Source organism: Falsirhodobacter sp. 1013 (assembly GCF_051195255.1).
Lineage (GTDB): Bacteria > Pseudomonadota > Alphaproteobacteria > Rhodobacterales > Rhodobacteraceae > Falsirhodobacter.
Genome location: NZ_JBNJLK010000009.1, coordinates 1 through 17,003, shown reverse-complemented (window position 1 = coordinate 17,003; position 17,003 = coordinate 1). Strand labels below are relative to the sequence as shown.

At 63.4% G+C, this 17,003-nt stretch carries 19 protein-coding genes; 8 read left to right on the top strand and 11 right to left on the bottom strand.

Annotated features, from left to right (window positions below; all coding sequences use genetic code 11):
* The 6 genes from ACSHZY_RS12915 to ACSHZY_RS12890 form a co-directional block, all read right to left on the bottom strand.
* On the bottom strand, nucleotides 1-2,358 hold the full coding sequence (locus ACSHZY_RS12915) for a hypothetical protein (protein WP_435169729.1): 2,358 nt from the start codon (nucleotides 2,356-2,358) through the stop codon (nucleotides 1-3).
* Nucleotides 2,351-2,626 carry a VirB3 family type IV secretion system protein gene (locus ACSHZY_RS12910; protein ID WP_035714693.1) on the bottom strand — a complete coding sequence of 92 codons (276 nt, stop codon included), beginning with the start codon at nucleotides 2,624-2,626 and terminating at the stop codon, nucleotides 2,351-2,353. The genes ACSHZY_RS12915 and ACSHZY_RS12910 overlap by 8 nt, the downstream gene beginning before the upstream one ends.
* Before the next feature lie 6 nt (nucleotides 2,627-2,632).
* Complete coding sequence (locus ACSHZY_RS12905) at nucleotides 2,633-2,920, bottom strand: TrbC/VirB2 family protein (RefSeq protein ID WP_435169727.1); 288 nt, start codon at nucleotides 2,918-2,920, stop codon at nucleotides 2,633-2,635.
* Entirely contained in the window at nucleotides 2,908-3,558 is a 651-nt protein-coding gene (locus ACSHZY_RS12900) for a lytic transglycosylase domain-containing protein (RefSeq protein ID WP_435169725.1), read from the bottom strand. The genes ACSHZY_RS12905 and ACSHZY_RS12900 overlap by 13 nt, the downstream gene beginning before the upstream one ends.
* 32 nt (nucleotides 3,559-3,590) lie before the next feature.
* On the bottom strand, nucleotides 3,591-4,001 hold the full coding sequence (locus tag ACSHZY_RS12895; protein WP_435169723.1) for a hypothetical protein: 411 nt from the start codon (nucleotides 3,999-4,001) through the stop codon (nucleotides 3,591-3,593).
* Nucleotides 4,002-4,062: 61 nt separating this feature from the next.
* Nucleotides 4,063-4,377: a hypothetical protein gene (locus ACSHZY_RS12890; protein WP_435169721.1), complete on the bottom strand. Its 315-nt coding sequence runs from the start codon at nucleotides 4,375-4,377 to the stop codon at nucleotides 4,063-4,065.
* A gap of 564 nt (nucleotides 4,378-4,941) precedes the next feature.
* Here ACSHZY_RS12890 and repC point away from each other — a divergent pair.
* Nucleotides 4,942-6,054, top strand: a complete 1,113-nt coding sequence (repC, locus tag ACSHZY_RS12885) for a replication initiation protein RepC (RefSeq protein ID WP_435169719.1) — start codon at nucleotides 4,942-4,944, stop codon at nucleotides 6,052-6,054.
* A 6-nt stretch (nucleotides 6,055-6,060) separates the two neighbouring features.
* Nucleotides 6,061-6,192: a hypothetical protein gene (locus ACSHZY_RS12880; RefSeq protein ID WP_435169717.1), complete on the top strand. Its 132-nt coding sequence runs from the start codon at nucleotides 6,061-6,063 to the stop codon at nucleotides 6,190-6,192.
* Nucleotides 6,193-6,425: 233 nt separating this feature from the next.
* Here the strand turns inward: ACSHZY_RS12880 and ACSHZY_RS12875 are convergent, their stop codons facing one another.
* Together ACSHZY_RS12875 and ACSHZY_RS12870 are read right to left on the bottom strand one after the other, a co-directional pair.
* Nucleotides 6,426-7,742 carry an ATP-binding protein gene (locus ACSHZY_RS12875; RefSeq protein WP_435169715.1) on the bottom strand — a complete coding sequence of 439 codons (1,317 nt, stop codon included), beginning with the start codon at nucleotides 7,740-7,742 and terminating at the stop codon, nucleotides 6,426-6,428.
* Nucleotides 7,739-8,401, bottom strand: a complete 663-nt coding sequence (locus ACSHZY_RS12870) for a response regulator (RefSeq protein WP_435169713.1) — start codon at nucleotides 8,399-8,401, stop codon at nucleotides 7,739-7,741. The genes ACSHZY_RS12875 and ACSHZY_RS12870 overlap by 4 nt, the downstream gene beginning before the upstream one ends.
* Before the next feature lie 107 nt (nucleotides 8,402-8,508).
* On the opposite strand from ACSHZY_RS12870, the gene dsbD reads away from it, so the two are divergent.
* Genes dsbD through ACSHZY_RS12850 form a run of 4 tightly spaced genes read left to right on the top strand, consistent with a single transcriptional unit; the run spans nucleotide 8,509 to nucleotide 12,342 of the window.
* Nucleotides 8,509-10,248 (top strand): protein-disulfide reductase DsbD, encoded by a 1,740-nt coding sequence (gene dsbD, locus ACSHZY_RS12865; RefSeq protein ID WP_435169711.1) that lies wholly within the window; start codon nucleotides 8,509-8,511, stop codon nucleotides 10,246-10,248.
* The gene (locus tag ACSHZY_RS12860; RefSeq protein WP_435169709.1) at nucleotides 10,248-11,048 is read left to right on the top strand and encodes a prolipoprotein diacylglyceryl transferase family protein; all 801 of its coding nucleotides are present in this window, start codon (nucleotides 10,248-10,250) and stop codon (nucleotides 11,046-11,048) included. Before dsbD ends, ACSHZY_RS12860 begins: the two co-directional genes overlap by 1 nt.
* Nucleotides 11,045-11,743, top strand: coding sequence for a L,D-transpeptidase (locus ACSHZY_RS12855; protein WP_435169707.1), 699 nt, complete (start codon nucleotides 11,045-11,047; stop codon nucleotides 11,741-11,743). The genes ACSHZY_RS12860 and ACSHZY_RS12855 overlap by 4 nt, the downstream gene beginning before the upstream one ends.
* A complete protein-coding gene (locus ACSHZY_RS12850) occupies nucleotides 11,740-12,342 on the top strand; it encodes a DsbA family protein (RefSeq protein WP_435169705.1) in 603 nt (200 codons plus the stop codon). The genes ACSHZY_RS12855 and ACSHZY_RS12850 overlap by 4 nt, the downstream gene beginning before the upstream one ends.
* A 21-nt stretch (nucleotides 12,343-12,363) precedes the next feature.
* On the opposite strand, the gene ACSHZY_RS12845 is transcribed toward ACSHZY_RS12850, so the two are convergent.
* Nucleotides 12,364-13,440, bottom strand: a complete 1,077-nt coding sequence (locus tag ACSHZY_RS12845; protein WP_435169703.1) for an LLM class flavin-dependent oxidoreductase — start codon at nucleotides 13,438-13,440, stop codon at nucleotides 12,364-12,366.
* 114 nt (nucleotides 13,441-13,554) lie between these two features.
* Here ACSHZY_RS12845 and ACSHZY_RS12840 point away from each other — a divergent pair, with 114 nt between their 5' ends.
* On the top strand, nucleotides 13,555-14,502 hold the full coding sequence (locus tag ACSHZY_RS12840; protein WP_435169701.1) for a GlxA family transcriptional regulator: 948 nt from the start codon (nucleotides 13,555-13,557) through the stop codon (nucleotides 14,500-14,502).
* On the opposite strand, the gene ACSHZY_RS12835 is transcribed toward ACSHZY_RS12840, so the two are convergent.
* Complete coding sequence (locus ACSHZY_RS12835; protein WP_435169699.1) at nucleotides 14,499-15,041, bottom strand: L,D-transpeptidase; 543 nt, start codon at nucleotides 15,039-15,041, stop codon at nucleotides 14,499-14,501. The genes ACSHZY_RS12840 and ACSHZY_RS12835 overlap by 4 nt on opposite strands.
* 69 nt (nucleotides 15,042-15,110) lie before the next feature.
* Nucleotides 15,111-15,659 (bottom strand): cysteine hydrolase family protein, encoded by a 549-nt coding sequence (locus ACSHZY_RS12830; protein WP_435169697.1) that lies wholly within the window; start codon nucleotides 15,657-15,659, stop codon nucleotides 15,111-15,113.
* 93 nt (nucleotides 15,660-15,752) lie between these two features.
* Between ACSHZY_RS12830 and ACSHZY_RS12825 the strand changes: the two genes are divergently transcribed.
* Nucleotides 15,753-16,751, top strand: a complete 999-nt coding sequence (locus ACSHZY_RS12825; RefSeq protein ID WP_435169695.1) for a GlxA family transcriptional regulator — start codon at nucleotides 15,753-15,755, stop codon at nucleotides 16,749-16,751.
* Nucleotides 16,752-17,003: the final 252 nt, after the last annotated feature.

The window sequence follows — 17,003 nt, the reverse complement described above, 5'->3', positions numbered from 1 at the left end:
TCAAATCTCCTTCCAGAAGTCGGGGGTATCGCGCCAGTTCGCGGGCGACGTGTCGTCGCCCTTGCCACCGGCGAGAACGCGCAAGAGGGGGCCCAAGGCCGAGAGGTCGAGATCCACGACCGTGCTTGTGTCGCCGTTGCGGACCAGCGCCGCACGACTGGCACCGCCTGTGTTCACCAGGAACAGTTCTTCGCTGTCCGAGAGGTTCAGCGGAGCCAGTTCCTCCGCCGTGTTGCGGCGGTTGGGGAACACGATGGTGGTGTTGACGGATTCGAGGATCGAGCTGCCCGCGCGGCTTTCCGCGATGTGCGACACGCGCTGCGTCAGCATGACCACGGCCACGTTCTTTTTCCGCATCGTCAGCATCCAGTCCTTCAACCGGGCCTCAAAATACGGATCATCCAGCAGCTTCCACGCTTCATCGAGGATCAGCAGCGTCGGACGTCCATCCTCCACCGTGCGCTCGATGCGGCGGAACACATAGGAGAGCCATGCCGTCCGGACGGATGGCACGTCGAGGATTTCCGTCAGATCGAAGCCCGTCACCGCTTGGTCGAAGTGCACGGGGTCCGCAGCCATGCCGCCGAACACCCATCCATATTGCCCATCGGTGTCCCAGACCCCCATGCGGGTGTAGAGATCGCCGCCGTCATCGACGCTGAGAAGCTGCGACCGGAAGTGCATGAGGTTCTGCAGGGCCGGATCGGCCTCGGCGTTGGCCGTCACCGCGCGGGACAAGGCTTCGCTTTGCTCCGCCGTCAGGGGAGGTCCGTTCTGTTCCAGCAGGGCGGAAAGCCAGTCGGTCAGCCACGCGCGGCCCCGTTCGTCGGTTTCCGCCGCGAAGGGATTGAAGCCCGTGGCCTCACCCATGCGAACCGGCGCATAGCGTCCGCCCAAGGCGCGCAAAGGCATTTCCAATCCATTGTCCTTGTCGAAGGCGATGATGCGCGGATTGGCCCGCTGCACCTGTGCCGCGAGGAAGGCAATGCCCACGGATTTGCCCGTGCCCGTGCGCCCGATGGTCAGGCTGTGCCCGACCGTGCGATCCCCCGGCGCGCCCGCCGCATGGAAGTTGAAGCGGTAGGGTTCGCCGGACACCGTGGGCAGGATCGTGACCGGAACGCCCCAGGGTTCGCGCCCTTCCTCCACGCCGAGGCCCGCCGAATGCAGGGAGGCGAAGCTGGCGAAGTTGCGCGAGCTGGTCATGCTGGCGCGGGAGCGGTAGCCGTAGTTGCCCGGATGCTGCGCGAAGTAGGCCGTGCGGGCGTTTATGTCCTCGCGCACGATCACTGCACCGGCACGTTGCCCCGCCGAGCGGATCGAGGCCGCAATGTCATCAAGTTCGGCCCGGGTTTCGGCCACGGCCATGATCGTCACCAGATGGTGCCCGAACACGATCCGGCCCGAGGCCAGCTGATCGCTGGCCTCTACAAGCTGCGCCTGAAGGCTGATCGCAGCATCGTCGGCCGCGCGCATTTGGCGGATGGTCCGCTGCAAGCGGCCCGTCGCCGTGACCAGATCAATCGGGGTGAAGCTGTGCGTGACAACGGTATCCGCCGCCATGTCGAAGCGGTCGAAGATCCCCGCCATCGTCTCGGACGGATAACCCTTCATGCCGAAGATCGCGCCGTAGCGCGTGTCTTCGCTGTCAGTGCCGAACACCGTGAACGTGTCGCCCCGGAAATCGACCCGTGATCCGGCCATCAGGTTTGCCAGCGGCTCGAAGCTCGATCCGGGAATGAGAGGGGCATATTTCCCCGTGACGCAGGTGCGGAGGAGGCCAAGCCACTGCCCGCCGCTGACCGTCAGGCGGCGCGGACTGACCGGACGCAGAACCTGCATCATGAAGCCGATGATTTCGTTGAGACGGGCGATGCGGCGGTCCCGCATGGCGCGCAGATCGCCTTTGCCGCCGCCGCTGATCTTCGACCAGAGCGAGGTCAGCTTGCGCGGGCGCAGGCAGACCGTGACCATGATCGTGCGCTCGCGCAATCCGTCGCGGGCGATGTGGCGCTGCCACACACGGTCCACTTCGGCGGCAAAGCCGTTGCCCTGGACCGGCGGCATCCGGGGCTGCGTCTCCATGGACACCCGATGGACGTAAAGCGCAACATCTGGCCCCATCTGCGCGACGGCGTTTTCCATGGCGGCTTTGACATCATCAATCAACGCGACTTCGGCCGTGGCGGCCTCAAGGCCGCGCACGGTAAAGCTGCCCATCACGTCGCCGTCGCGAAGCATCACCACATCGTCGCCCGCCGGCGTGATATAGGGAAGGTGCCCCGCCAGCATGTGTTCGCGGGTGAAGCCCTGCGGTTCCAAGGCTTTCCGGCCGAGGCCGCGTTGCAGATCAAGCACGGTAGATGATCCCTTTTCCTTTGAACCACGAGGGCGGCAGAGGTGTCCTGGCGAGGGATGTGAAAATGATCTCGACAATCCGCGGATCGTAATTCGCCACCAGACGCAGAGCCGCGTATCCCACTACCGCGCTGCCCAGGAACCAAAGGAAGGACAGCGTGGCGATGAAGCCGCCCACCACCAGACCGAACAGCAGAGCAAGGTAGGTGATGGGGAGGCCCGCCATGGAGACGGGTCGTGTCAGGGCCTTGAAGCAAGGTTCTGACATGGGGGATCAGGCGAAGCCGTCGAGCATGGTGCCGGCGCCGAAGAGGATGGCAAGGCCCACGACGACCGAGATGGCCAGCATCCAGTTCATGCGGCCGATCAGGAAGGCAATGCCGACCCCAGCCAGAGCGATCAGGCCGAGGGCGCGGCCCGTGGCTCCCGTCAGAGCGTCGCCGATGTTGCCGAGCATGGTGTTCACCGGCGACAGATCCTGCGCCAGCGCCGGCAGGGACAGGGTGATGAGGGCCGCGAGGGCCAGAGCGACGAGTTGCCCGTACCGGGTCAATACTGCCATACGGAGATACTCCTTTGTGTGTCTGGGGAGGGGGTCGAGGCCTCCGCAACAGGAGTTACGGAAGCAGGGTCTGCAGCAGGGGCACGCAGCCCTGTTGCGGCAGTGATGGAGGCGACATAGTTCCGCGTTTCCGGGAAAGGCGGGATGCCACCGTATCGCTCGACGCGACGCGGACCGGCGTTGTAGGCCGCCAGCGCAAGGCGCACGTCTTTGAAGCGGGCCAGTTGCTGCGTGAAGTAGCGGGCGGCTCCGTTCAGGTTCTGATGGGGGTCAAAGGAATCCGTGACCCCGAGAAGGCGGGCGGTCTCGGGCATGAGCTGGCCCAGACCTTGCGCCCCCACGGGGCTGACGGCCCGAGGATTGAAGCCGCTTTCCTGACGCACCAGCGCCACGAACACCCTTTGGAACGTCAGCGCATCGAGGCCCGCCGCGCGGGGGCCGGGGCCGCCCGCATGGGCAAGCGCGACTTCTTCGGCCAGCGCCCGATATTGGGCGCGGCTGGCCGGAACCGTCGTGGGCGTGGCGCGGCGCGAGACAGCCGGAGCGGGGGAGGCGCTGGCTTCGGGAAGGCCGCGCTGCACCATGGTCCCGTCAGGCAGGAACTCGAAGACATCGGCCGAGGCAGCGCCAACGGTCATGCACAGCGTAGCGAGGATAAGGATCGAGCGGCTCATAGGATGCGCCCCAGAATGGGGGACAGCGTCAGCGAAACGAGCGACACCAGCCCGAACACGATGGCCGGAACCCACAGCGCCATGAACCAGAGGCAGGGCAGGAAGATGACCGCGACCAGCGCCATCATGGCGATATCCACGTCATGCCAGAGGCGCGGCGACAGGTAGGCGCTGACCAGCAGGTAGCCGACCCACGACCAGAACCAGATCGGACCACCATAAGCCCGCTGCACGTCGTCGTGCAGGAAGCTCCAGGCAAAAAGTCCGATGGAGAAGATGAAGAAGGACACCCACGGTGCCCGCAGGACCGGTCCGAACTCACCGACCGTATAGAAGTCGGTTGTCACCGCCTGATAGATGCGCCCCGCTTTTGCCTTGCGCTCTTGCCGCTGCGCGGCCACCGCCACACGGCGCTTTCCTTTCCTGAAGTCGTCGATCGAGACAACATTGCGGTCGTCTCGGTCCTTGTCAGCCCTCGGCTTCCTCGTTTCCGCCCGGCGTTTGCCCCTCTTCCAAAGGGAGAATGCCGACACAGAGCTCAGTCGCGAGAGGGAAGTATTCCTGGTGGTAGTTGAGAACCGCGCCGATGGTTTTGAGGACGCGCGCCTCACCTGTTCTGACCACGTAGACCGGAAGTTCATGGCCGTTCGGCTGGATACCGAAAACCTGCCAATGAATGCGCCCATCTTTTGCCACAAAGGGCTGGTAGCGCAGCTTCCCGCCTTTCCTGACGAAAGGTCGAATAGCATTGCCTAGTAGCACCTTTCCCTCGTCGTATTCCATTCCGCCCCCTCGCTGGTGTTCGCAGGGGCAATCTAAAGACATTTCAGAAAGAAATCTATGTCTTAAGATGAGGTTACAACTTATGGGTTTTGTATGTCAACACTGTTTATGCACCAGAAACATATTTCTGATGCATAGAATGTTTTTGTTAGGTATGACCAAATCAGGAAGACCGTTTGATATGCTTACTTGACTTGTATGGAGGTGGTGAGTTTATGAAGGCCTGTGTGATGGCACATCCTGCCTGCAAAGGCGGATGTAGCTAGCGCGCTGATGACAGTTACGCTACCGTGCCGAAAAGGCGTGAAAATCAGGAGATCGATTCCGAAACGGGGCAGAAATTGGGACAGCAAGATCCCTAGGGCCCGAAAAAGAAAACCCCCAGCGGTCGGGGACCACCGGGGGGGACGCAACCGGACCTTTGGCGAGGTCTTAAGATGCTCACTTTGTTCAAGCATCAAGGTATCGTTCCCCTACATCGCAGGCAAGACAAAAAGCGCCCTTGGGCGAATAATAGATGCCAGCCGTGTTTCCCTCGACCGCTCTATACGGAGAGCGGACAGAATGGTTACTAAACCCCTGCGGTCGTTGGGAAAACCCAACGAAAATACTAGGCAGTTTTCTGCTGATTTATACGAAGCCGCGCGCAATGCCGCGCTTGTAATGGAACTACCTGACGGTGTGCGTCGGACCCTAGAGGCCCTTATCGGTCGTATACCGCGGGGTTCCGAGGTGCCGATAAGCCCTGCGAGCGTGTCAACCTTGTCTTTCGAATGCGGCAAGAATCCCCGCACCATTTTGAACCATGTCCATTTTTTGGTGCGGATCGGGCTAGCGGTGGATCGCTGCATGGGAGGTGGCCGCCGTCACTGCCAGCGGGATCAATCAGGCAGGATCGTCGCCGTTCATGGCATCGACCTGACACCGCTTCAGGATCGTGCCGGTGAACTGACGATGGCGGCCGAAGCCATGAGAGCGGAGCGCATGGCAGCCGATCGTATGCGGAACGAGATTTCGCGCCTGCGTTCCGTGATCCGCCGTATCCTGTCTGGAACTGAAGCCACGGCCGAGGATCAACAGACCTGGGCGAGCTTTCCGCGCCGGATTGCTCACCTTGGATATGAAGCCTTGAGCGAACTTCTGAACCGTGTGCGCCGCTTTTTGACCCGTCTTGGTCCGTCCGAAATTTCCGACCGGTCGGAAAGAAATGACCGACCATACATTACAAACCAATATCCATCAGAGTCATGTAATCCGGCGATGCCCGCTGAGAACAAGACGGGGCAGGGCGCACCGACACCGCCCACCCAGACACCGAAATGCGGGATGGAGCATATCAGCCTGCCAATGGCCCTGAATGCCGCCCCCGCCGAATGGCATGTGGGGATGGAACTTTATGGGCGCGCGGACTGGATGGCGTTCGTGAACGTGGGCTACGAACGGGCCATGGCCCTTGGGATCAATCCGTCCGCATGGGCACAGGCGCAGGCCGCAATCGGCAAGGTGGGGGCCGCTTTGCTGGTGATGATTGCCGATGCCGACAGCAACGAGCGGGGCGGCAAGATCCGCAACGCAGGGGCATGGGTGCGCCGGATGAGCGAGCGGGCCGAACTGGGCAACGCGCAGCTTCATCGCTCTGTGTTCGGCCTTTTGCATCGGGAAACGGCGGCATGTTGAAACTGAATGGTCTATCCCTTGCCGTGCTGGTTGCCGCTGGCGGTGCCGTGGCCTACAGCCAAGGCACCGCCCGAGATCGTTCAGGAATATGCGGTCGAAGCGCGCGTGGTGGACAGCGACACGGTGCGACGGAGCTGATGGAACTTTGATCGGCGAGGCGGCTGGTGCACAGCCACGAGCGGCCATGGCCCAGAGATCTGACGACCGCACATTCACCATCGAGAAAGAAATCCTGTTCAGGCTCAAGTGACGTTTAGAGCCGAGACTGTTCTGCAGTTTGTCTCTGCCGGTTCTGTCGACCATTCCACTGTGATGCTGATGTCAGTCTTGGGCTTTCTGACTGGGTGCGAACATCGGGCGCTATACCCTTATTATAAAATAATCTTTTCAGGGCTAAGGTGGAGCGAAAAGGTGCTGCCCCGGCCGGATCCTGACTTTAATTCCAACTGCCCGTTCAACCGCTGCATCGCTGTTTGGACGATCGCCAAACCCAAACCGCTTCCCCCCGCTGCTGCCCCTTGGCCCCGGAAGAACCGCTGCGTCAGGTGAGGCCGATCCTCTGTGCGAATGCCGGCGCCGAAATCTGACACCTCAATGATGCAGGGATTTCCCCGGATATTCACAGAAGCGCCTTCGGGCGACGCTTGAATGGCGTTTTCCAGTAGATTACGAACGGCAGCACCCAAAAGCAGTCGGTCGTACTGCATGTCATCACCTTCCACCTGCACTTGCACCCGCACATCCTGCGCACGGGCCAGTACTTCTGTGCTTTGAACGCAATCCGCGACAATCTGGCGAAGGGTGGCGCGGTCTTGTCCGGCTTCGCGGGCATCTACGGCGGCCATCTCCAGAAGTTGCCGGACCAGGCGGTCAGTCCGAGCGACACTTGCTTCGATCTGCTGAAGGGCACGTCTGCGCTGCACCTCGTCCCCGCGCGAGGCGATCTGCGCCTGCGTCTTCAGTCCGGCAAGGGGGGTTTTCAGTTCATGCGCGGCAAAGGCGGTGAAGCTGCGCTCGCGTTCGCGTGTTTCTTCCACCCGGCGAAACAGGTCGTTCATGGCCGACTGGATCGGGGAAAGTTCGGCCGGAAGGCGGCGGTCCAGCGGGCGCAGATCCTCGGCGTCACGGGCGGCCAGATCAACCGCCATGCGCCGCAGGGGCCGCAGCCCGCGCCCCAGCCCGATCCAGATCAGGCCTGCCAGTACCGGCAGCACCGCGAGCGCAGGCAGGATGAGGCCGCGCGTCACGTCTTCGATCAGCTTTTCGCGCATGGCCATGCTGTCGCCCACCATGACCCTCACGCCGCGGTCGGCATTGACCATCGAATAGACCCGCCATTCGACCCCCTCGACGGTGTTCATGCTGAACCCTTCGGTCGCGGCCAGTCGTTCCTGTGGCGCAGCGGAGGAGCCGGCGACAGGTGTGCCATCCAGTTTCCATATCTGACACGACAATTGTCGCGAATAGGGATGATCCTCGGCTGCGGACAGGGCCACGGCACTTTCCACCGGCACGCGTTCATCCGTCACCAACGTCGAGACCATGCGTGCGGCCTCGGCCAAGCGGGCATCAAGCACCCGATCCATCTTGGCGGCGGTGGACTGGTGGATCCAGACAAAGCCCGACGCCCACACGGCAACTGTGGCCGCCATCAGGATCAGGAACATGCGAATTCGGATCGGGATCATGACGCCTCCGCCAGACGATATCCTGCGCCACGCACCGTTTCGATGAAGGCAGGACCAAGCTTGGCGCGCAACTTGTGGATATGGACCTCGATCGTATTGCTCTCCACGTCTTCCTGCCAGCCGTAGAGACGTTCTTCGAGCGCCGACTTGCCGATGATGACGCCGGGGCGTTCCAGCAGCGCATGAAGGATCGTGAACTCGCGTTGGGAAAAACGCAGTTCGCGGTCTCCGATTGTCCCGCTCATTCGCGCGGGATCAAGGTGCAGGCCGTTCCACTCCAGATGCGCGGCGGCCCGTCCTTCGGACCTACGCAAGATGGCGCGCAGGCGGGCGGCCAGTTCCTCAAGGTCGAAGGGTTTGCCGAGGTAGTCGTCCGCACCCCTGTCCAGCCCGTGAATGCGATCATTGACCTGGTCGCGGGCGGTCAGCACCAGCACGGGCAGGCTCATTCCCTCGCGCCGCAGGGCGGCCAGCAAGTCCAGCCCCGATCCGTCGGGCAGCATCACATCCAGAACCACGCCGTCGAAGCCGCCCCCTGCCAGCGCCTCACGGGCATCGGCGCACGTGTCTACCACCTCGGTCAAATAGCCAGATATGCCAAGGCCGACGCTCAGCCCGTCCTGAAGGATCAGGTCATCTTCGACAATCAGCAGCCTCATTTCCGTCCTCGCGCCTTTCTGGTCCCGTTACAGCGGTCGCCCGGCAAGCTTAAGGCTGGCTTAAGGCAGGGCCGTCAGGTCGGGAACTCAATACCATGAGGATACCGATGCGCAGATTGTTTCTTCCGTTCTTATGCTGGCTGATGTTCACGATCGGCGCATGGGCGCAGGCCTTCTCCTTGCCGCAGGGGATGAACCGCCCGCTGGACGTGGACAAGGCATTCGCGATGCAGGTCCAGCAGACGGAGGACGGTGCGGTCCTGCACTGGACCATCGCGCAAGGCTATTACCTTTATCGCGACCATCTTCAGGCCGAAACCGTCGCAGGCGACGTTCTGGCGTTGGAAACTGAACCGGGAACGGTGAAGGACGACCCCAATTTCGGTACGATGGAGGTCTATTACGATAATGCAGAGGCCCGTCTGAGGGCCAGCGGCGACGTAACGATCACCTTTCAGGGCTGCCAGGAGGATGGCATCTGCTACCCGCCGGTGCAAAAAGACCTGACACTGACAAGCACCGCACCCGCCCTCACGGCGGACGCACCATCCTCCGGCATGCAACTGGCCACGGGGCCGGGGGTGATCGAGGGACTGTCCCAACAGGGCGGCGCGCTTTGGGTTCTGGCGGGGTTCTTCGGCTTCGGGCTTTTGCTGGCCTTCACCCCCTGCGTGTTTCCGATGCTGCCGATCCTTGCAGGAATGCTGGCGCGTCAGGGCGGGGAGCTTTCGATGCGCAAGGGTGTGGTGCTGTCGGGCGCCTACGTGTTCGCGATGGCGCTGGCCTTCGGGGCGATGGGGGCCGTGGCCGGGTGGTCGGGCCAGAACCTTCAGATGGTGCTGCAATCGCCTTGGGCCGTGGGCGCGGTTGCGGTGCTCTTCGTGGCACTGGCACTGTCCAGCTTCGGCCTGTTCGAGCTGACCTTGCCGTCCGCCCTGACCGACCGGCTGAACCGCGTCGGCGGCACGGGTGGCTCCATCGGCAGTGCGCTGCTTCTGGGCTTCACCTCGGCGCTGATCGTAGGGCCTTGCGTGACGGCACCACTGGCGGGGGCGCTGCTCTATATCGCGCAAACAGGTGATGTCGTGCTGGGGGCAGCGGCGCTCTTCGCGTTCGGGCTGGGACAAGGCGTGCCGTTGCTGATCATTGGCGCTTTCGGCAGCCGCGTCCTGCCTAAAGCCGGCCCGTGGATGGAGGTCGTGCGCGCGGTCTTCGGCATCGCCTTTCTTTCGATGGCGGTGTGGCTGGCCTCCCGCGTCTTCCCCGGTCCTGCAACGCTTGCGATGTGGGCGGTGCTGGCCATCGGGGTCGCCGTGTTCCTCGGGGCACTGGACCGGATTCCACAAACCGCAGGTGCTGTTGCCCGGCTTTCACGGACAGCAGGGGTGATCCTTCTGCTTTGGGGCGGGACACTGGCCATTGGTGCCGCCGCCGGTGGCGGTGACGCGCTGCGCCCCTTGGCCGGACTTCGCGGCGGTGCCGGCCCCGCGGCACCCGTCGAAGATATCGCGCAGATCAATACCACGACCGAACTCAATGCTACGAAGGGTCCGGCGCTGATCTATGTGACCGCCGACTGGTGCGTCTATTGCCGCGGTATTGACCGCAACGTGCTGCCCGATCCGCAGGTGAAGGCGGCGCTGGCTGGCACGGCGCTTTATAAGATCGACGTCACCGATCTGGATGAAGAAGCGCAGGCAATGCTGGACACGCTGGGCGCCGCCGGCCCTCCGACAATGGTGTTCCTGAACGACCATCAGAAGGAGGCGGAAGGCTCGCGCCTGATTGGCGACGTCTCCACTGGAGATGTGATCCGGTCCGTCAAGCTGATCGGCGGGGGCGCGTGATGGGAGGGATGCAACTGGGGCCGCTGCTGCTGTCGGCCGAACGTGCGCCCGTCGCAATCGCCTTGTTAATCCTCGTGATCGCAAGCTGGATCATCGGACGCCAGCGGGGCGTGAACTTGACCGACTGGGCGTTCTCCGCCGCGATGTGGAGTTTGATCGGGGCGCGGACCGGCTATGTGCTTCTGCATCTGGGCGCTTTCGCGGAGCAACCGCTGTCCGTACTGGCGTTCTGGCAGGGCGGGTTCCAGTGGCAATGGGGCATCGCTGCGTTTGCCGCCGCCACGGCTTGGCATTTGCGGCGGCTTCCGTTGTTGCCGGTGGTGGTCGCGGTGGTTCTGACCGCCATCGGCTGGAACGTGTCGCACCTGCTGGCGCGGGGCAATGCGGTGGCCATGCCTGTCGACCTTCAGCTGACCGCGCTGGACGGAACGCCTGCGCAGGTGGGTGACTGGCGGGGGGAGCCTGTGGTCGTGAACCTCTGGGCCAGCTGGTGTCCGCCCTGCCGGCGCGAGATGCCGATGATGGCCGACGTCGCCTTCTCTTTGGAGGGCGCATCTATGCGCTTCGTCAATCAGGGCGAAGGACCGGAAATCATCCGCAAGTACCTGCAGAAGACGAAGGTTCCCATCGAACCGCTCAGCGATCCCGGACAGGGCATGATGCAGCATTACGGCGCAAAGGGCCTGCCTGCGACCCTGTTCCTGACTGCTGATGGACACCTGCTGTCGGCGCATATGGGCGAGATCTCTCGCGCCCAGCTTTTGCACGAAATCGAGACACTGAAGGAAGACGCAAGATGACACGAAGCTTCGAGATCACGCGCCGCACGGGCCTGCTTCTGGGCCTTGGAGCGCTGGCCGCCTGTGCCGCGCCGCAACCACCCGCACCCCCGGCCGCACCGCCCGAACCGCAGGTTCCGCCCGATGTTGCCCGCCGCTATGCCGCCCTTATGGATGAAGGATACACGATCCCCGCCGTGCCCGACCGTTACCTGACCCCGCGCAATGTCCGGCAGGAAGTGGACTATGCGACCGACGAGAAGCCGGGATCGGTCGTGGTGGATCCGTGGCAGCACTTTTTATATTTCATCCTGCCGGAGGGACGGGCGCTGCGTTATGGCGTGGCTGTCGGGGACGAGGGCCGTGCCTTTGCCGGAACCGCGCATATCCCCTACAGCCGCAAATGGCCAAGCTGGCTGCCGACCGACAACATGCTGGCCACCCAGCCTGAACAATATTCCGACTATGCCGATGGCCTTCCCGGCGGTCTGAAGAACCCGCTGGGCGCGCGGGCGCTGTATCTGCACAAAGGCAACCGCGACACCTACTACCGCATCCACGGCACGAACGACATCCGGTCGATCGGGCAGTCGACCTCGGCGGGATGCATCCGGATGTTCAATCAGGACGTGATCGATCTGGACACACGCGTGAAATCCATGGCCCGCGTGGTCGTATTGACACCAGAGCAGAGCCAGACGGGAGTGACGGCATGACCCTGACACGACGCGGCCTGCTGGGTGCCGGCCTCGGCACCCTGATCGTCAGCCAGGCCCACGCCCAGACCAGTGCGGACGACTTGCGCCAGCTGACGCACGATCCGGACCAGCCGGTTCTGGGCAATCCCGACGGGGACGTGACGCTGATCGAGTTCTACGACTATCAGTGCCCCTTCTGCCGCAACTCCTATCCCGACATCCGCCGGTTGGTGGAGCGTGACGGCAACCTGCGGCTGGTGATGAAGGACTGGCCCATCTTCGGCGATCTGTCGGTGCATGCGCTGAAGGTCGCGCTTGGTGCGGGCAATCGCTACGAGGCGGTGCACGACGCGATCATGGCGGTCGACGGGCGGCAGATCACCGAGGCCCAGGTCGACGCGGCCGCCCGGTCGGTCGGGGTGGAGCCGAGGGCCGCACATGCGTCATTCACCCGTTCGGAGGCGCGGTGGGACGGCTTGCTGCAACGCAATCACGACCAGGCGCGGATGCTGGGCCTGCCCGGCACACCCGCCTTCCTGATCGGGATCGACCTGTTCCCCGGCGTCGTCCCGAACGCGGAACTGGAGAAGGTGATCGCGCAGATGCGGCGGGGCTGAGCCCCGCACGCAAGGGCCGCCTTAGCGGGCGGCCTTATCCTCCGTCAGGCCGAAGGCATCCGCGATCAGCTCGGTCGAACGATGGATGGCCGAGGGCGTGTGCCCGAGGGTCAGGATCATCGCCTCATCCGCGCCAACGCGCCGCACCCGCTCGTCGACGCGGGCCTTCACCTGATCCGCCGTGCCGATCATCGTCTTGTCGTGCCACATGCGGATGATCCGCCGTTCGTGCCCCGAATAGGAATAGGCTTCGGCTTCGTCCGGCGTGGGCACAACGAAGGACTTGCCTTGCGATATGCGCATCATCGCGTGGGAATAGGCCCAGGCCTGGCGTTGCGCCTCCTTTTCGTCATCCGCCGCCATCACGCCGGAGCTGACGATGACATAGGGCTTTTCCAGAACCTCCGACGGGCGGAAGTTGCTGCGATAGGCATCAACCGCCACGTCGAGGTTCTGGTCCGCCAAATGCGCCGCAAAGGCGAAGGGGAAGCCCAGATGCGCCGCCAGTTGTGCCGAGTAGGCCGAGGAGCCCAGCAGCCAGACCGACGGCCGACCGGAAACGGGCGCGACGTTGTTTTCCCGGTCCTGCCACGGCCCCGGAACGGCATGCACCCGCTCCGCATAGGGGTGCCCTTCGGGGAAGCTGGCATCAAGGAAGGCCAAAAGTTCCATCAGCTGACTGGGAAAGTCGTCGGCGTCGATCTCTCCGCGGCGCAGGGCGGCGGCGGTCACCATGTCGGTCCCCGGCGCGCGGCCCACGCCAAGGTCGATCCGGCCGGGGGCCAGCGCCTCCAGCAGGCCGAAATGCTCGGCCACGACCAGCGGGGGGAAGTTCGGCAGCATCATGCCGCCCGACCCAAGGCGGATGCGCTTTGTCTCGCCGATCAGGCGGGCCAGCAGCAGCGACGGCGAGGATGTGGTGACGCCGGGCATGGAGTGATGCTCGGCCACCCAATAACGGTGAAAGCCGCGGCGGTCGACAAGGCGCGCCAGTTCGATGCTGGCGGTCAGCGCCTCATGTGCGGTGACGCCGCGACCGGCCATCGCGAAATCAAGAAGAGAGAGCGGGATTGCCGCATTCGTGCGTGTATCGGTCATGGCATGTCCATCTGGATGAGCTTTCAGAACATGATGTGCCCACCCGCAGCCACCACATCAATTGACCCGGATGACGATCTTCGTTAGTATTGGGCCAACTCTGCAGCGTACCCAATGACCCCCACACATATCGCCGTCCTTGCCCTTGATGGGGCAAGTCTGTTTCACCTGACCCTTCCCGCGCTGGTGTTCGGCGCGGTTCCGTCGCATGCCTATGCGGTGGATGTCTGCGCACCGGTTCCCGGCCTGATCCGCACCGACACGGGGCTGGAGATCCGGGTGGAGCATGGGCTGGAGGCGCTGGAGACCGCAACTATCATCATCGTGCCGGCATGGGGCGACCCGGGTCGTGCGGCCCCCGCCGTCCTGACGGAGGCGCTGCGCCGAGCGCATGACGCAGGAAAGCTGATCGTGGGCCTGTGCCAGGGGGCGTTCGTCTTGGGCGATGCGGGGCTGCTGGACGGGCGGCAGGCGACGACCCACTGGGCCGCCCGCGACGCCTTCGCCGCACGTTTTCCGAACGCGAAGTTCCGGCCCGATGTCCTGTATATCGAGGAGGACAACATCGTCACCTCGGCCGGGAACGTGGCCGCGATCGACTGCTGCCTGAACCTGATTCGATCCCGTCACGGGGCGGACATCGCCAATCGTGCAGCGCGCATGCTGGTCACGCCGCCGCACCGGCAGGGCGGGCAGGCGCAATACATCGAGCAGCCCGTTCCCGTGCTGCCGTGCCAGAGCAAGCTGCCGCATGTTCTGGAATGGGCGCTGGAACACCTGTCCGAACCGCTGAACGTCGATGCGCTTGCCCGGCAGGCGAACATGAGCCGCCGGTCGTTCACGCGCAACTTCCGCGAGGCGACGGGCCTGACGGTCACCGGGTGGCTGACCGCGCAGCGCGTCGCGCGGGCGCAGCAATTGCTGGAGACGACGGACCTGCCGGTGGAGCGCATCGCCTACGAGGTGGGGTTCGGCACCCCGCTGTCGTTGCGCCTTCGCTTTGCCGAACATGTCGGCACCTCGCCCTCGGCCTATCGGGCCAGCTTTGGCGGTGCGGGTTAAAGCAGGCGGACCTGCGTGCCGATCGGGGCCAGCCCGTACAACTCTTTGATGTGTTCATTATAGAGGCCGACACAGCCCGACGAAGACGGACGGCCGATCTTGCGCGTGTCATGCGTGCCGTGGATGATGTAGGCGGGCCAGCTCAGATACATCGCATGGGTGCCCAGGGGATTGCCCGGGCCCGGCCCGACATGATCGGGCAAGGACGGATCGCGGCGCCGCATGTCCGGGGTGGGGGTCCAGCCGGGGCCGACCGTTTTACGAACGATCTCGGTATATCCGCGCCGCGTAAGGTCTTCCGACATGGGAATGGAGCTGGGATAAAGACGATAGGTTTCCCCGTCCGCGCCCCAGAAGTGGAGCGCGCGGGAGGTGAGGTCGGCGAGGATCGCGCCCTTGCCGAGGCTTTCGAAGTGATCACGCCAGTCCTGCATCTGGAAGCTGGAGACGTTGCTCCGCGTCTCGGCACGCAGGGGGGTGGCGATCAACGCCGGCGCGGCAAGAGCGGCGGCGACAAAGGTGCGGCGGGAAAGAGTCATGCAACGTCTCCGAAAAGGGTTTGCAGCACATCTCGCCCGCCAACCTTAAGCCAAGCTGAAGGCCCGTGGTCAGCCTTTCAGGAAGGCGTCCGTGTCGATTACGTCGGCATAGGCGAAGGCAAGCGCGGCCATCATGGTGGCGTGCACCTGCGATGCAGGCACCGTCACGCCGCCAAATTCCTGCGCGCGGGTTGCGCAAGCATCCTGCACCACGGTCGTCTTGAAGCCGAAGTCGCTGGAAGCGCGCACGGTCGCGTCGATGCACATGTGGCTCATCGCACCGACCACTACGACGTCCTTGATCCCGTCCGCATCCAGAACTTCCTTCAGGTCCGTCTTCTGGAACGAGTTGGGAAAGTTCTTCACGATGACCGTTTCACCCTCTTGCGGCGCGGCGGAGGGGTGAATCTCATTTCCCTCGCTGTCGGGACGGAAGAACGGCGCGCCCGCGTCGGGGAAGATGTGGCGGATGTGGATCACGCGCTCGCCGCGCGCGCGTGCGGCTTCAAGAACCTTGCCTACATTGGCGGAGGCTTCAGCGATGCCGTCCAGCGTGTAAAGCCCGCCGGGGAAATAATCGTTCTGAACGTCCACAACGACAACGGCCCGGTTACCCATGATGTTTCCTTCCTGGAATATGTTGCTGTTCATGACGATATGGGGTGCGCCATGATAAAGCCCGTGGCGTCAGCGACATTGAGGAAGCCGAAAGTGACAAACGACAAGACGATCGGGATCGGGCTGCTGCTGTATCCGGGCGTCCAGATGTCGGCCGTCCTGTCCATGACCGACCTGTTCCTGATCGTCGAACGGGTGTCGCCCGGCGCGCAGCTTCAGGTGAGCCACTGGCAGCAGGAGGAGGGGGAGGCGGCGCCGGTGCGCGTTTTCCAAAGCGGAGGCTCATCCCCCTCCGCCCCGGCTGTCATTATCCTTCCGCCCAGCCTGACCCAGCCCCCTTCACCGGACACTGCAGCCCCGCTGCGGGATTGGCTGAACCAGAGGCATGCGGAGGGCACGATCCTTGCCTCGGTCTGCGCCGGAGCCTTTGTGCTGGCAGAAACGGGGCTTCTGAAGGGGCGGCCCGCCACTACGCATTGGAGCTATGCCGACGCCTTTCGCGTCCGCTTTCCCGATGTCCGGATGGAAATCGACCGCCTTCTGATCGACGATGGTCCCGTTGTCACGGCAGGCGGGCTGATGTCGTGGACGGATCTTTGTTTGCGTCTGGTTGAACGGCTTTGTGGACCGGAGGTGATGGTGCGGGCGGCGAGGTTTCTGCTGTTGGATCCGCCGGGGCGTGAACAACGCTACTACAGCACCTTCGCGCCGCGGACGTCACATGGCGATGCCCAGATCGCAAAGGTACAGGACCTCCTTCACGCAGCCGAGGGGCGGGACGTTCCGCTGGAAGTGCTGATCTCCGCCTCCGGGTTGGAGCGAAGGACTTTTCTCCGACGATTTCGCAAGGCGACGGGCATGACCTCGTCGGAATACATTCAGCGGCTGCGTATCCGGAAGGCGTGCGAGCTGTTGCAGTTCCGTCGTGACCCGATCGAGCAGGTCGCGTGGGACAGCGGTTACGCCGACCCTGCGGCGTTCCGCAGGGTCTTTGCGCGTTTCATCGGCCTGACGCCCGGCGAATACAGGCGCCGTTTCGCCACTTCCGGCTCACAAGTTCACAAATTTACTGATTATGAACGACTTGCTTAAGCAGGTGAACAAAACGGTCCAATTCGCTTTCCAGCATATAAATGTGGGTTGAAACCCTAAGGCCTTGTAGGTCTCCCACCTGCCTGTACTTGACGTGGATATGGTGGGTTTCGCGAAGTGTCTTTTCCATCTGACGCATGTCATGACCGTCTATGGAGAACAGTACGACTGCGCCTAGGCTCCAGACCCATTGATTTTACGGTCTCAGCATGATTCAGGCTCCGCAAGGAGACCTGATCGATGAGCAACCTG

What these genes read in the sequence shown, in the direction of transcription:
- ACSHZY_RS12910 (WP_035714693.1), bottom strand. Translation starts at nt 2,626, where the DNA reads ATGTCAGAACCTTGCTTCAAGGCCCTGACACGACCCGTCTCCATGGCG.
- ACSHZY_RS12905 (WP_435169727.1), bottom strand. Translation starts at nt 2,920, where the DNA reads ATGGCAGTATTGACCCGGTACGGGCAACTCGTCGCTCTGGCCCTCGCG.
- ACSHZY_RS12900 (WP_435169725.1), bottom strand. Translation starts at nt 3,558, where the DNA reads ATGACCGTTGGCGCTGCCTCGGCCGATGTCTTCGAGTTCCTGCCTGAC.
- ACSHZY_RS12890 (WP_435169721.1), bottom strand. Translation starts at nt 4,377, where the DNA reads ATGGAATACGACGAGGGAAAGGTGCTACTAGGCAATGCTATTCGACCT.
- repC (WP_435169719.1), top strand. Translation starts at nt 4,942, where the DNA reads ATGGTTACTAAACCCCTGCGGTCGTTGGGAAAACCCAACGAAAATACT.
- ACSHZY_RS12880 (WP_435169717.1), top strand. Translation starts at nt 6,061, where the DNA reads ATGGTCTATCCCTTGCCGTGCTGGTTGCCGCTGGCGGTGCCGTGGCCT.
- ACSHZY_RS12875 (WP_435169715.1), bottom strand. Translation starts at nt 7,742, where the DNA reads ATGATCCCGATCCGAATTCGCATGTTCCTGATCCTGATGGCGGCCACA.
- ACSHZY_RS12870 (WP_435169713.1), bottom strand. Translation starts at nt 8,401, where the DNA reads ATGAGGCTGCTGATTGTCGAAGATGACCTGATCCTTCAGGACGGGCTG.
- dsbD (WP_435169711.1), top strand. Translation starts at nt 8,509, where the DNA reads ATGCGCAGATTGTTTCTTCCGTTCTTATGCTGGCTGATGTTCACGATC.
- ACSHZY_RS12860 (WP_435169709.1), top strand. Translation starts at nt 10,248, where the DNA reads ATGGGAGGGATGCAACTGGGGCCGCTGCTGCTGTCGGCCGAACGTGCG.
- ACSHZY_RS12855 (WP_435169707.1), top strand. Translation starts at nt 11,045, where the DNA reads ATGACACGAAGCTTCGAGATCACGCGCCGCACGGGCCTGCTTCTGGGC.
- ACSHZY_RS12850 (WP_435169705.1), top strand. Translation starts at nt 11,740, where the DNA reads ATGACCCTGACACGACGCGGCCTGCTGGGTGCCGGCCTCGGCACCCTG.
- ACSHZY_RS12845 (WP_435169703.1), bottom strand. Translation starts at nt 13,440, where the DNA reads ATGACCGATACACGCACGAATGCGGCAATCCCGCTCTCTCTTCTTGAT.
- ACSHZY_RS12840 (WP_435169701.1), top strand. Translation starts at nt 13,555, where the DNA reads ATGACCCCCACACATATCGCCGTCCTTGCCCTTGATGGGGCAAGTCTG.
- ACSHZY_RS12835 (WP_435169699.1), bottom strand. Translation starts at nt 15,041, where the DNA reads ATGACTCTTTCCCGCCGCACCTTTGTCGCCGCCGCTCTTGCCGCGCCG.
- ACSHZY_RS12830 (WP_435169697.1), bottom strand. Translation starts at nt 15,659, where the DNA reads ATGGGTAACCGGGCCGTTGTCGTTGTGGACGTTCAGAACGATTATTTC.